This window comes from Polaribacter sp. YIW18 (assembly GCF_057219325.1).
The window spans coordinates 1-13,151 of record NZ_JBXVVE010000018.1; the positions used below are offsets into that span (position 1 = coordinate 1).

The following is a 13,151-nucleotide window of genomic DNA, read 5'->3' on the forward strand; positions in this document are numbered from 1 at the left end:
TTTAAAACTAGAATATTATCAAAAATTACAGCGTTAACAACGGTTCAGTACATCAATAAATTTATATTCGATAGGAATATTAATAATATTAAAATTAGCATTATTTAAAATGCACAACGGGTTTAAATATTAATAAGCTATCTATTTATAAAATAAATTTCGTAAATTAATTGAAGTTAACTCATAAAAAATAATGTTTCCTCCTTTTAGTTTTAAAACTACTAGTTACAAAATACTTTTGATGTAAAAACAAGTTATGGAACAGTTTAAAATCATGAAAAAAATTATACAAACAGTAATACTAATTACTATTGGTTTATTAATTTGGGCTTGTGGTTCAGCTCCAATAAATACTTCTAATACAGAAAATGAAGAACCCGTTGTGATTGCAAACGATCGTTTAGTATACGAAATTATAATTATAGACCCAGGTTTTAGTGCTTTTTTAAATGGCATTGCTCAGCCAGAAGGTTTTTACAGCCAAAGTTACTTAGAAGCCAGAAATAGAGTTTGGGTAATAACTTGGAACCAAAGAGCTCAAAATCCATCTAGATATAAAAATAGTATTTATGAAAATATTATAGATTACCAACCCAACATAGATTATGGGTACGAAGTAAATTACAAGCTTTTTAATTATTTTTTATTTGCTCAAAGAAAATATAGCATGAGTTTAGGTGGTGGATTTCGGACAAATAGAATTAATTAGATTTTTTGGTACGATAGAAAACTGTATTCATATTCGTTTTTTTCGTCTGCTTTAAAATCCTCTCTAGCAACTATTTTCCATTTTTGTAAATCAATTTCTGGAAAATAAACATCTGCATCAAACTCTTTATGTACTAAAGTAATATCTAATTGATCTGCCAAATCTTTTGCAATGGTTTCTTTATATATTTGAGCACCACCAATAATAAATATTTGCTCTTCGTCTTTTGCTAATTCTATAGCTTTTTCTAAACTATTGGCTATTAAACAACCTTCTTTAAAATAATTTTTATTTCTGGTGATGATAATTGTTGTTCTGTTTGGTAATGGTTTTCCAATAGATTCAAACGTATTTCTTCCCATTAATATGTAATGCCCAGAAGTAACTTTTTTAAAACGTTTTAAATCTGCTGGCAAATGCCAAATTAAATCGTTATTTTTTCCTAAAGCATTGTTTTTAGCGATTGCTGCAATAACTGTAATCATAAAACTAAATCTATTTTTAGCAAAAATAAGAGAAATGATTACAGATTTGACGTTTTTAATAAAAATTCATTAAAAAACCTAAAAAACAAAATAGATTTCGAAGTAAAAGGCCTGAAAACCAACAAAAAAGAAAAACCTTTTTTTAATATAATACAATTAAACTATTGTGAAATTTAGAAATAGTAATATTAAATAAGATGTAATTATTAAAGTGGTAATTCTTTACGAATACACTTAAATTATGTTTGTTATGTTTTTTATCTTAATTATTTTTACATTAAAATTCAAATAAAATATTATGGCTATTAAAAAACAATTTTTAAAAAGTAAACCAGTTTGTAAAGTAACTTTTACAGTACCTGCTAAAAAAGCAAATAATGTTGCAGTTGTTGGAACTTTTAATAAGTGGAATGCAGAAAGTACTCTATTAAAAAAGTTGAAAAATGGTTCTTTTAAAGGTACTGTAGATTTAGAACCTAACAACTCTTACGAGTTTAAATATATCATTGATGGCAATTATGTTAATGAAGAAGCTGCAGATGCTTTCGCTTGGAATGATTATGCAAATTCTGATAACAGTGTAATTAACTTATAAAAAAGAGCTTTCTAAAATTAGAAAGCTCTTTTTTTTTTACTAGATAGCAACCTTACCTTTTATATGAGGATGAGGGTTATAATCCAACAATTCAAAATCATCAAAAGTAAAATCTTCTATATTTTTAATAGATGCATTTAGCTTCATTTTTGGTAAAGGTCTAATATCTCTAGATAATTGTAGTTCTAACTGTTCTATATGATTGCTATAAATATGTGCATCTCCAAAAGTATGGACAAATTCTCCTGCTTCATAGCCACATACTTGGGCCATCATCATTGTAAATAATGCATAACTTGCAATATTAAAAGGTACGCCTAAAAAGATATCTGCACTTCTTTGATATAGTTGGCAAGATAATTTACCATCTGCAACGTAAAATTGAAAAAATGCATGACAAGGAGGTAGGGCTGCTTTACCCTTGGCAACATTTTCTGAAAAACTTACAGACGTATCTGGCAAAACAGATGGATTCCAAGCAGAAACCATCATTCTTCTAGAGTTTGGATTCTTTTTTAATGTCGTAATTACATCTTGTAATTGATCTATATCATCACTATTCCAATTACGCCATTGATGTCCGTAAACAGGTCCTAAATCTCCATTTTCATCTGCCCACTCGTTCCAAATTCTAACCCCATTTTCTTGCAAATATTTTATATTTGTATCTCCTTTAATAAACCAAAGTAGTTCATAAATAATAGATTTTAAATGCAACTTTTTAGTAGTTACCATTGGAAAACCTTCACTTAAATCGAAACGCATTTGATACCCAAAAACACTTTTAGTTCCTGTGCCTGTTCTATCTCCTTTTTCATTACCGTTTTCTAAAACGTGTTTTACTAAATCGTGATATTGTTTCATATAATATGTAAGCGTTAAATTGTTAATTGATTTACAAAAAACGATTGTAAAAATAAAAAAAGCTTCAGTATTATTTACCAAAGCTCTTTATTTAATATGTTAAAGTTATCAACTTTTTGAAGATAACGTTTTAATAATTTTTAAATTAAAAATGTATTTATCCAATAATCATTCCTGCAATGGTTGCAGACATTAAAGAAGCAATAGTACCACCAATTAAGGCTTTTATACCAAATTCTGATAATGTTTTTCTTTGTCCAGGTGCTAAAGAACCTATACCTCCTATTTGGATACCAATAGAAGCAAAATTTGCAAAGCCACACAACATATAAGTAGCCATAATTACAGATTTGTTATATGCTAAATGTGTAACGTTTGCTACATTTTTTAACTCAGCTAACTGTATATACCCCACAAACTCACTTGCTACCAATTTAATACCTAATAACTGTCCCATTAAAGTCATATCTGCAGTTGGCACACCAATTAACCACATTAAAGGCGCAAAAATATATCCTAAAACAAATTCTAAAGACAGGCTTTCATACGCTGTGTTTGCCGCAATAATATCATTTACACTTGTAAGATCACCTAATAGTTCCAATCCACCATTTATCATAGCAATAATTGCTACAAAAACTAGTAACATAGCACCCACATTTACAGCTAAACGCAAACCTTCTGTTGTTCCGTTTGCAATAGCATCTAAAATATTAGAACCAATTTTTTCTTGCGAAACACTAACATCTGTATTTACTTTTTCTGTTTGAGGGTATAAAATTTTTGAAATTACAATAGCACCTGGAGCTGCCATAACAGAGGCTGCTAATAAATGTTTTGCAAAAACCAATTCTAATTGTTTATCTCCACTACCTAAAAATCCGATGTAGGCTGCTAATACTGCACCTGCAACTGTAGCCATACCTCCAACCATTACTAAAAGCATTTCAGATTTATTCATTTTTTCTAAATATGCTTTTATCAACAAGGGTGCTTCTGTTTGTCCTAGAAAAATATTACCTGCTACAGACAAGCTTTCCATACCCGAGATTCCTAAAAATTTAGATAAAGCAATGGCTAATATTTTAACAACCCATTGTATAATACCTAAATAAAACAATAAAGATGTTAAAGCAGAAAAGAAAATAATAGTTGGTAAAACTTGAAATGCAAAAATATACCCAAAAGTATCCATATCTGCTATTAAACCATCAAACAAAAATTTACTACCTGCTTTTGTGTATTCTAATATTTGTATGAATAATTTACCTACTAATTCAAAAGTTTTTTGAACAAAAGATACTTTTAAAACACCTATTGCTATAATTAATTGCAATGCTAAACCTACACCAACTTTTTTCCAATCTATGGCTTTTCTGTTTGCACTAAATAAAAATGCGATTACTAACAAAGAAAACATACCTAAAACTCCTCGCCAAAAACTTGTAAACGTAAAATCTTGACTAGGTATAATATCTTGTTTTTTATCTGCTATAACTGTATCTTTTTTTATTTCTTCTGCGATCGTATCTTCTTTAGTTTCTGTTATTGGTTTTATAATTCCAGTATATTCTGCTGATGATAATTTGTAAGTTACATCGCCCTCCGACAGTTGTAAACTAGCATTATCAAAAGAAACAATATTAAAATATCTAACCGTATCTTTTGGTGTTTTATAGTTAAATATTAATAAATTATTTTGACGAATGTATTGCCCTGAAGCCGAGATGTTTTTTGAGGCAATTGAATATGAAAAACGACCCTCTTTGAAAGAAAATACATCTCCTTTTGAAGCTTCTAAAAACTTAGATGCTGTTGCTGTTTGTGCTGATGATAATTGCCAATCTTGTTCTAAATCTTGACCAAAAAAAGTGGCAGACATAGCACAAAATAAAATTAAAAATAAGTTTTTCATGAGCTGAGAATTTTAAGAGCGCTTGCTAATTTCGTCTCTAATTTTGGCTGCAAGTTCGTAATTTTCATCAGAAACTGCTTGGTCTAATTGTTTGTTTAATTCTGTTAATGAAAGTTTTGAAAAAGAAGAATCTTTATCTGTATTTAAAAAATCGTCTGTATCTAAAGAGACCTCATATGTTTCTGCTGGATCATTTAAGCCTAGTTCTTCTTCTACTTTTAGAAAAACACCTGCTTTGTCTAAAATATTTTCGTAAGTATAAATGGGTGCTTGAAAACGAACTGCTATTGCAATGGCATCAGAAGTTCTTGTATCTATGGTTTCTTCTTTACCATCTTTTTCGCAAATTAGGCTAGAAAAAAACACACCATCAACTAATTTGTGTATAATTACCTCTTTAACTTCTATTGAAAAACGATCTGAAAAGGTTTTAAATAAATCGTGTGTTAGTGGTCTTGGTGGTCTAATTTCTTTTTCTAATGCAATAGCGATAGATTGTGCTTCAAAGGCGCCTATAATTATTGGCAGGGTTCTATTGCCTTCCATTTCACTTAAAACCAAGGCATACGCACCGCTTTGTGTTTGACTGTAAGAAATTCCTTTTATGGTTAATTTTATTAAACTCATATATTTTATTGCCTTTAAAATACAGCTTTTTATGTATTTTTTTTAGCTTATTTTAAGGGCACAATTTACAAAAAATATATAGTACTAGTAGTTATTTTTACTGAATTTGGTTTTTTAAACAAACTTACGCCTGCGTGAAGGATTGAGCCTTTGTTTGAGCTCTTACGCTTTTGGGCGTAAAGCGAGTGGTGAAAGCCTGACGAAATTATTTTTGGTAAATAACCTATGGTATTAAAAAAAACCTACCAAAAAAATTTGATAGGTTTTGATTTAAAATTAAAAAAGTAAAATAATTTGGGCACGCCCTAAAAATTATGCTGCTTTAAATGCTTTTAATTTTTCTATTAATTGTGGTATTACTTCAAAAGCATCTCCTACAACTCCATAATCTGCTGCCTTAAAAAAGGGTGCTTCTGGGTCTGTATTAATTACTACTTTTACTTTAGAGGCGTTAATACCTGCTAAATGTTGTATGGCTCCAGAAATACCAATGGCAATGTATAAGTTAGAGGCAACTGGTTTACCTGTTTGCCCTACGTGTTCTGAATGTGGACGCCAACCTAAGTCTGATACTGGTTTAGAACAGGCTGTTGCTGCATTTAAAACCTCTGCTAATTCTTCTATCATTGGCCAGTTTTCTGGACCTTTTAGACCTCTACCTGCAGAAACTACAGTGTCTGCATCTGCAATGGTTACTTTGCCTGTTACTCTTTCTATACTTTCTGATTTTATACCTGATGTTGCTATTTCTGCATCGAAATTTTCTGTTGTGCCTTCTGCTGGATTCTCATGAATACCAAAAGAATTTTTTGCCAAACCTATTATTTTCTTATCTGTTGTAATTACTGTATTAGAAAATGCTTTGTTAGAAAATGCTTTTCTTTTTACGGTAAACGGACTTGTACTTGTTGGTAAAGCTACAGTGTTAGAGGCATAACCTGCTTCTAAATTTACAGCAACTATGGGTGCTAAATATAGACTATCTATACTAGAATCTACAACAACTACAGTTGCATTTTCTTTGCTTGCCACTTGTGTTAAAACTGCTGCGTATTGTTTTGCATTAAACGGCGATAAACTATCATTAGCAACTGTTAAAATTTTTGTTGCACCATATTTATGTAATTCTGATGCGTCTGTGGCGTTTATAGTTAAAACAACTAAGTTGCTTTCTAATTGTTCTGCTACTTTTTTTCCGTAAGAAACTACTTCGAAAGCAGTTTTTTTAAATTTCCCTTCTGTGGAGTCTGCGAAAACTAAAACTGACATATTTTATTTTTTAAAACCTGAATGTATCAGGATATTATTATTTTCATTTTTCTGAGTAAGGTTCCGAATTACTTTCGGAATGATTTGATTGTCTTTCAATACTTAAATTACCTTAGCTTCGTTGTGCAACAAGTTGATTAACTCGTCTAAATTATCTGCATCTACTAATTTAACAGCGCCTTTTGGTACTGGTTTCTCAAAAGAGCTAATAGATGTACTTGCAGCTGCACCTGTTGGCTCTAAAACTTGTAGTGGTTTTTTACGAGCCATCATAATTCCTCTCATATTTGGTATGCGTAAATCTTTTTCTTCTACAATTCCTTTTTGACCTCCAACAACTAATGGCAAATTAGTTGTAACAGTTTGGTTACCGCCATCTATTTCTCTTTTTGCAGTTACGCTTGTACCTTCTACTTCCATTGCTACACAACCGTTTATAAAATTAAAATCTGTTAAAGATGCTAACATACCTGGTACCATTTGTCCATTATAATCTGCAGATTCTTTACCTGCTAAAACTAAATCGTAACCACCATTTTCTACAACTGCTGCTAACTCTTTGGCTACTAAAAAACCATCTGCTGGATTTGTATTTACTCTAATAGCATCGTCTGCACCAATTGCTAAAGCTTTTCTAAGTGTGGGTTCTGTTTCTGTACCACCTACATTTACAACTGTAACTGTAGCGCCTTGTTTTTCTTTAAACCACATGGCTCTTGTTAAACAAAACTCGTCATAAGGATTAATTACAAACTGTACTCCGTTTTTATCAAACTCAGCATCGTTATTTGTAAAATTAATTTTTGAAGTGGTATCAGGAACATGACTAATACAAACCAATATTTTCATAAATTTTATTTTTTTTACCGTTTTATTACTTACGAAATTACAGCTTTTTTTTAAATTTACTATGCATGCATAGTAAATTTTTATTTTATTTAACAGTTTTAGTAATAAAGAACGCTTCTTTTTTAGAGGTTTTTATAAAATAAAACACTATAAACGGTAGTAACATAGAAAGATAAGAAAGGTCGAATAAATTGCCATAGATATTATTTTGAAATCCTTCCTCGATTATATTCAATATGAAGGTTACAAACATTAATCCACCTAAAATGTAAAAAGAAAATAAAAAAACGTCGCTTATTTTAGAAACTCTAAATGATAAGAAAAAAGGAAGAATTAAAGAAATTATAATAAATACTTTTGGAGCATATCTTGTTTGATGATTGAATGGATTATGTTCTATTAAAAAATCTAAATCTGGTAAATTAATTAATACTGGTAATGCTATTAAGAATAAACTTAACAAACCTGTAACTAAAAAAAAAAGTTTTTGTTTAAGGGATATTTTCAAAAAACTAGAAAATAGAAAAATTGTTAATGGTATAACCACGATACCTCTAGTTAAAACAAACAAAGCACTTAAAAAAGCTAAAAGAAAACTCTTTTTAAAGATAGTATTGCTAAATTTTTGACTCCAAAAAGAAATAAATAGTAACAACAAAAAACAATTGCTCATTAAATCGCTTTTTACCATTACTTCCCAAAAATAAGAAGGAGCTAACAACAATAAAAAAATAATATTTACTTTTTGGTGATTTCTAATTTTTGAAAAAAAGAGAAAAACAACTATCAATAAGAAAGTGAAAACCTGCAAGTAACCAACATCTCCTAACAAATAAAATGGCAAACCTAAATAAAACAAACCCGGTAAATTAGAAGGCGTATTTCCTAAATGATCTAAAATTGAATATGGGTATTCCCGATTCAAAACACTTTCAATTAAAACCTCCATTGCAGACCATCTGTCTACGTTTAGTGTATTTCCATCAATTTTTAAATTGATAAAAATAAGGACTAAACTAAAAAACAAACTAACCAAAAGAAAAGTTAAGTTGAACTTTTTAAAGGTATTAAAATAGTTCTTTAAAAGATTTATCAAATAAAAAAACAAAATTACAAAACCTATATATATGATAACAGCAATATAATTTGGTAGAATTGCTAATTTTGAGGAATATTTTAAGACAAACAAGCTATTTATGACTAAATAAAAAGTAAAAAGCAGCTTTTTTGTATTTGTAATAAATAAGAAATTGGTCAAAATAAAAACTTTGTTGATTTTGGTATAAAAGTACATTTTTTTTATTCATAAATTCCTTACTTTTGCTACTCAAAACAAACAACAATTAAATTTAGATGAAAACAGTTCAATTCAGAGAAGCCATTTGCGAAGCAATGAGCGAAGAAATGCGCAGAGATGAAAGCATTTACTTAATGGGTGAAGAAGTTGCCGAATATAATGGTGCTTACAAAGCAAGTAAAGGCATGTTAGATGAGTTTGGGGCAAAAAGAGTGATTGATACTCCAATTGCTGAACTTGGTTTTGCAGGTATTGCTATAGGTTCTGCTATGAATGGTAATAGACCTATTGTAGAATACATGACGTTTAACTTCTCTTTAGTTGGAATTGATCAAATTATAAACAACGCAGCAAAAATTAGACAAATGTCTGGTGGCCAGTTTAATTGCCCAATTGTTTTTAGAGGCCCTACAGCTTCTGCAGGTCAGTTAGGCGCAACACACTCGCAAGCGTTTGAAAACTGGTTTGCAAATACACCTGGTTTAAAAGTAATAGTGCCTTCTAATCCTTATGATGCAAAAGGCTTATTAAAAGCTGCTATTAGAGATGATGATCCAGTTATTTTTATGGAATCTGAACAAATGTATGGCGATAAAATGGAAATTCCAGAAGGAGAATATATTATACCTATTGGTGTTGCAGAAACCAAAAGAGAAGGTACAGATGTAACAATAGTTTCTTTCGGAAAAATTATAAAAGAAGCTTACAAAGCTGCAGAAGAGTTAGAAAAAGAAGGTGTTTCTGTAGAAATTATAGATTTAAGAACGGTAAGACCCATGGATCATGATGCAATTTTAGCATCTGTTAAAAAAACAAATAGATTGGTAGTTTTAGAAGAAGCATGGCCATTTGCTAGTGTTGCTTCAGAAATTACTTACAGAATCCAAGATGAAGCATTCGATTATTTAGATGCACCTATAAAAAGATTAACAACTGCAGATACACCTGCACCTTATTCTCCAGTATTATTAGAAAAATGGATACCAAATTCTAATGATGTAGTTAAAGCTGTAAAGGAAGTGATGTACATTAAATAAATACATTTCTTAAAAAATAAAAAAATCCCTTTTTCATTATTGAAAAAGGGATTTATATTTCGAAAAAAATATAATTTGTTCGAAAAGCATTGCGTAAATACAAATTAAAAGCAACAAACAAAACAATAGATTTACTACTTTTGTAAATTGATTATAAACCATAGAAAGAAAAGAAAATTATGAGTAAAGAACCAAAAAGCAAATTAACTTTTGACGTTTTAATTGAAATACCAAAAGGAAGCAGAAATAAATATGAATACGATTTTGCGTTACACAAAATTCGTTTTGATAGAATGCTGTTTTCATCTATGATGTATCCTGGAGATTATGGTTTTATTCCAGAAACATTAGCATTAGATTCAGATCCTTTAGATGTTTTAGTATTAGGTCACCAACCAACCTATCCTATGGTTGTTATGGAAGTTAGACCTATTGGTGTATTTTACATGACAGATGAAAAAGGACCCGATGAAAAAATTATTTGTGTACCTGTTTCTGACCCTATTTGGAGTAAAAAATCAGATATCTCTGATTTAAACCCACATAGACTTAAAGAAATAGAACACTTTTTTCAAGTATATAAAGACCTAGAAAAGAAAAAAGTTGACACTGGTGGATGGGGTAATGCAGAAGATGCAATTAAAATTTATCACGAATGTGTAAAACGTTATGATAACAGTGAGCACAAGAAAAAAAGAACTTTTACAATATAATTGTCAAATCATCAATAAAAAGTTAAAAAAAAGAACCACCTTTAATTAAGGGTGGTTTTTTTTATCACTTTCATTTTATTACATTTACTGCCGTTTTAAACTAATCAAAATAATAAATAGTATATGGAATCATTAATGATTTGGATGCCAATTGTAATGGCTATTTTAGGTTTAATCTACATGTGGGTTAAACAATCTTGGGTAATGAAACAAGATGCAGGAGATGGTAAAATGAAAGAAATTTCAAATTATATCTACGAAGGTGCACTGGCTTTCTTAAGTGCTGAATATAAGCTTCTAGCTATATTTGTATTTGTAGTAAGTTTGGCCTTAGCAGCAGTTTCATTTATTGTACCAACAACGCATATTTTAATCGTAGTTGCTTTTATTTTTGGAGCTATTTTTTCTGCGTTTGCAGGAAACATCGGAATGAAAATTGCAACAAAAACTAACGTTAGAACTACACAAGCAGCAAGAACTAGCTTACCAAATGCTTTAAAAATATCTTTTGGGGGTGGTACAGTTATGGGCTTAGGTGTTGCAGGTTTAGCCGTATTAGGGTTAACCGCTTTCTTTATATTCTTTTTCTATTTCTTTATGGATAGCACATGGACAAATACCACGGATATGACTGTAGTTTTAGAAACTTTAGCAGGATTTTCTCTAGGTGCAGAATCTATTGCTTTATTTGCAAGAGTTGGTGGAGGAATCTATACCAAAGCTGCAGATGTTGGAGCTGACCTAGTGGGTAAAGTAGAGGCTGGTATTCCAGAAGATGATCCAAGAAATCCGGCAACTATTGCAGATAATGTTGGTGACAATGTTGGTGATGTAGCAGGTATGGGTGCAGATTTATTTGGTTCTTATGTTGCAACAGTATTAGCAGCCATGGTTTTAGGGAACTATGTTATAAAAGACATGGGAGGTTCTATTACTGATAATTTTGGAGGTATAGGCCCAATTTTATTACCCATGGCTATTGCAGGTGCAGGTATTATAATTTCTATAGTTGGAACATTATTGGTTAAGATTAGCTCTAATGACGCTAAAGAAGACCAAGTAATGGGTGCTTTAAACAAAGGTAACTGGACTTCTATTGTTTTAGTAGGTTTGTCTTGTTTTGGATTAGTTACTTGGATGTTACCAGATACTATGCAAATGGAATTTTTTGGTGAAGGTTTACAAGAAATTTCATCAATGAGAGTATTTTATGCAACTTTGGTTGGCTTAGTTGTAGGTGCTGTAATTTCATCTGTAACAGAATATTATACAGGTTTAGGGAAATCTCCAATTTTAAAAATAGTTCAGCAGTCATCTACAGGAGCTGGTACTAATATTATTGCTGGTTTAGCAACTGGAATGATTTCTACCTTTCCTTCTGTCTTATTATTTGCCGGTGCAATTTGGGCTTCTTATGCCTTTGCTGGTTTTTATGGAGTAGCATTGGCTGCCTCTGCAATGATGGCTACAACGGCTATGCAATTAGCAATTGATGCATTTGGTCCTATATCTGACAACGCCGGTGGTATTGCAGAAATGAGTGAACAAGAACCAATAGTAAGAGAAAGAACAGATATTTTAGACTCTGTAGGAAATACAACTGCTGCAACCGGTAAAGGATTTGCAATTGCTTCTGCAGCATTAACCTCATTAGCACTTTTTGCTGCTTATGTAACTTTTACTGGAATAGATGGGATTAATATTTTTAAAGCGCCAGTTTTATCCATGTTATTTGTGGGTGGTATGGTACCTGTTGTATTTTCTGCATTAGCAATGAATGCTGTTGGTAAAGCTGCTATGGAAATGGTTCAAGAAGTTAGAAGACAATTTAAAGCTATTCCTGGAATTATGGAAGGAACAGGAAAACCTGAATATGATAAATGTGTGGCAATTTCTACACAGGCATCTTTAAAAGAAATGATGCTACCTGGGTTACTAACTATTGGGTTTCCACTTATCATTGCTTTTGCCCCCTTAGCTTTTGGAATGGATAAACTTGCCATTGCAGAAATGCTAGGAGGTTATATGGCTGGTGTTACTGTATCTGGTGTGCTTTGGGCTATTTTTCAAAATAATGCAGGTGGTGCATGGGATAATGCAAAAAAGTCTTTTGAAGCAGGTGTAGAAATTAATGGAGAAATGACATACAAAGGTTCTGATGCTCATAAAGCTGCAGTTACCGGAGATACAGTTGGAGATCCTTTTAAAGACACCTCTGGGCCATCTATGAATATTTTAATCAAATTAACTTGTTTAATAGGATTAGTTATTGCTCCTATATTAGGGGGGCACACTAACGATACTCATACATCAAACGAAATCAAAGAAGAAATAAAAGTAAAGTTAACTGTTAATGAAGCTGATGAGGCTATAGCTACAGTAACAACTAAGTATATAGAAAATGGTCTAGAAAAAACAAAAGATGAAGTAATCACTGGTACTTTAGAAGAAGTAGAAGCTAAAGTAAATGCTTTAAAAGGTAAGGGTATTCATGGAGAACATCACTTTAAATTGGATGCATCTAAAGGTGAGAAAAGTAAAATGGTAAAAGTTGAAATTCAACAAGAGAAGTAACATTCTATTTCTTGTGACGTCCTGAAATAGCGTTACAGAATTAATAAATTAAAGGTAGTGATTTTATATCACTGCCTTTTTTGGTACTAAACACCTGAGTTCGATTAATATTTAGATAGATTTTATTAGTAAAGAAGATAGATTTTTAGTAAATTAAGGCTCTGAATATCAATTTATTAATCTAAAAATCTATCTATGATAATCTACTCTAAAATTA

The 13,151-nt window shown here is 30.9% G+C and carries 12 protein-coding genes and 1 pseudogene; 6 read left to right on the forward strand and 7 right to left on the reverse strand.

Translation table 11 applies throughout. The annotated features are described in order from the left end of the window. Positions 1 to 108 (forward strand): annotated as a pseudogene (locus tag AC2D6T_RS11805) (IS982 family transposase); the annotation flags it as partial. Between the two features lie 166 nt (positions 109 to 274). Continuing rightward, a complete protein-coding gene (locus AC2D6T_RS11810) occupies positions 275 to 709 on the forward strand; it encodes a DUF6146 family protein (protein ID WP_484681622.1) in 435 nt (144 codons plus the stop codon). On the opposite strand, the gene AC2D6T_RS11815 is transcribed toward AC2D6T_RS11810, so the two are convergent. Further along, on the reverse strand, positions 706 to 1,194 hold the full coding sequence (locus AC2D6T_RS11815; RefSeq protein ID WP_298950042.1) for a dihydrofolate reductase: 489 nt from the start codon (positions 1,192 to 1,194) through the stop codon (positions 706 to 708). The genes AC2D6T_RS11810 and AC2D6T_RS11815 overlap by 4 nt on opposite strands. A gap of 298 nt (positions 1,195 to 1,492) precedes the next feature. Between AC2D6T_RS11815 and AC2D6T_RS11820 the strand changes: the two genes are divergently transcribed. After that, positions 1,493 to 1,789, forward strand: coding sequence for an isoamylase early set domain-containing protein (locus AC2D6T_RS11820; RefSeq protein ID WP_298950045.1), 297 nt, complete (start codon positions 1,493 to 1,495; stop codon positions 1,787 to 1,789). A gap of 39 nt (positions 1,790 to 1,828) precedes the next feature. On the opposite strand, the gene AC2D6T_RS11825 is transcribed toward AC2D6T_RS11820, so the two are convergent. The 6 genes from AC2D6T_RS11825 to AC2D6T_RS11850 form a co-directional block, all read right to left on the reverse strand. Next, a complete protein-coding gene (locus AC2D6T_RS11825; protein ID WP_484681623.1) occupies positions 1,829 to 2,653 on the reverse strand; it encodes a thymidylate synthase in 825 nt (274 codons plus the stop codon). 157 nt (positions 2,654 to 2,810) lie between these two features. Then, complete coding sequence (locus AC2D6T_RS11830; RefSeq protein ID WP_484681624.1) at positions 2,811 to 4,568, reverse strand: NupC/NupG family nucleoside CNT transporter; 1,758 nt, start codon at positions 4,566 to 4,568, stop codon at positions 2,811 to 2,813. A gap of 12 nt (positions 4,569 to 4,580) precedes the next feature. After that, positions 4,581 to 5,195: a bifunctional nuclease family protein gene (locus tag AC2D6T_RS11835; protein WP_484681625.1), complete on the reverse strand. Its 615-nt coding sequence runs from the start codon at positions 5,193 to 5,195 to the stop codon at positions 4,581 to 4,583. A gap of 312 nt (positions 5,196 to 5,507) precedes the next feature. Beyond that, positions 5,508 to 6,464 (reverse strand): electron transfer flavoprotein subunit alpha/FixB family protein, encoded by a 957-nt coding sequence (locus tag AC2D6T_RS11840; protein ID WP_484681626.1) that lies wholly within the window; start codon positions 6,462 to 6,464, stop codon positions 5,508 to 5,510. A 102-nt stretch (positions 6,465 to 6,566) separates the two neighbouring features. After that, on the reverse strand, positions 6,567 to 7,313 hold the full coding sequence (locus tag AC2D6T_RS11845) for an electron transfer flavoprotein subunit beta/FixA family protein (protein WP_484681627.1): 747 nt from the start codon (positions 7,311 to 7,313) through the stop codon (positions 6,567 to 6,569). Between the two features lie 85 nt (positions 7,314 to 7,398). Then, entirely contained in the window at positions 7,399 to 8,349 is a 951-nt protein-coding gene (locus AC2D6T_RS11850; protein WP_484681628.1) for a hypothetical protein, read from the reverse strand. Between the two features lie 317 nt (positions 8,350 to 8,666). On the opposite strand from AC2D6T_RS11850, the gene AC2D6T_RS11855 reads away from it, so the two are divergent. From AC2D6T_RS11855 to AC2D6T_RS11865, 3 genes are all read left to right on the forward strand, one after another. Then, complete coding sequence (locus tag AC2D6T_RS11855; RefSeq protein ID WP_484681629.1) at positions 8,667 to 9,647, forward strand: pyruvate dehydrogenase complex E1 component subunit beta; 981 nt, start codon at positions 8,667 to 8,669, stop codon at positions 9,645 to 9,647. A 179-nt stretch (positions 9,648 to 9,826) separates the two neighbouring features. Then, positions 9,827 to 10,360: an inorganic diphosphatase gene (locus tag AC2D6T_RS11860; RefSeq protein ID WP_298950066.1), complete on the forward strand. Its 534-nt coding sequence runs from the start codon at positions 9,827 to 9,829 to the stop codon at positions 10,358 to 10,360. A gap of 123 nt (positions 10,361 to 10,483) precedes the next feature. Beyond that, on the forward strand, positions 10,484 to 12,934 hold the full coding sequence (locus AC2D6T_RS11865; protein WP_484681630.1) for a sodium-translocating pyrophosphatase: 2,451 nt from the start codon (positions 10,484 to 10,486) through the stop codon (positions 12,932 to 12,934). Positions 12,935 to 13,151 lie beyond the last annotated feature (217 nt).

Excerpts from the sequence above, each read along its gene's own strand:
- AC2D6T_RS11860 (WP_298950066.1), top strand. The coding sequence starts at position 9,827 with ATGAGTAAAGAACCAAAAAGCAAATTAACTTTTGACGTTTTAATTGAA.
- AC2D6T_RS11835 (WP_484681625.1), bottom strand. The coding sequence starts at position 5,195 with ATGAGTTTAATAAAATTAACCATAAAAGGAATTTCTTACAGTCAAACA.
- AC2D6T_RS11830 (WP_484681624.1), bottom strand. The coding sequence starts at position 4,568 with ATGAAAAACTTATTTTTAATTTTATTTTGTGCTATGTCTGCCACTTTT.
- AC2D6T_RS11820 (WP_298950045.1), top strand. The coding sequence starts at position 1,493 with ATGGCTATTAAAAAACAATTTTTAAAAAGTAAACCAGTTTGTAAAGTA.
- AC2D6T_RS11855 (WP_484681629.1), top strand. The coding sequence starts at position 8,667 with ATGAAAACAGTTCAATTCAGAGAAGCCATTTGCGAAGCAATGAGCGAA.
- AC2D6T_RS11865 (WP_484681630.1), top strand. The coding sequence starts at position 10,484 with ATGGAATCATTAATGATTTGGATGCCAATTGTAATGGCTATTTTAGGT.
- AC2D6T_RS11815 (WP_298950042.1), bottom strand. The coding sequence starts at position 1,194 with ATGATTACAGTTATTGCAGCAATCGCTAAAAACAATGCTTTAGGAAAA.
- AC2D6T_RS11825 (WP_484681623.1), bottom strand. The coding sequence starts at position 2,653 with ATGAAACAATATCACGATTTAGTAAAACACGTTTTAGAAAACGGTAAT.
- AC2D6T_RS11845 (WP_484681627.1), bottom strand. The coding sequence starts at position 7,313 with ATGAAAATATTGGTTTGTATTAGTCATGTTCCTGATACCACTTCAAAA.
- AC2D6T_RS11840 (WP_484681626.1), bottom strand. The coding sequence starts at position 6,464 with ATGTCAGTTTTAGTTTTCGCAGACTCCACAGAAGGGAAATTTAAAAAA.
- AC2D6T_RS11810 (WP_484681622.1), top strand. The coding sequence starts at position 275 with ATGAAAAAAATTATACAAACAGTAATACTAATTACTATTGGTTTATTA.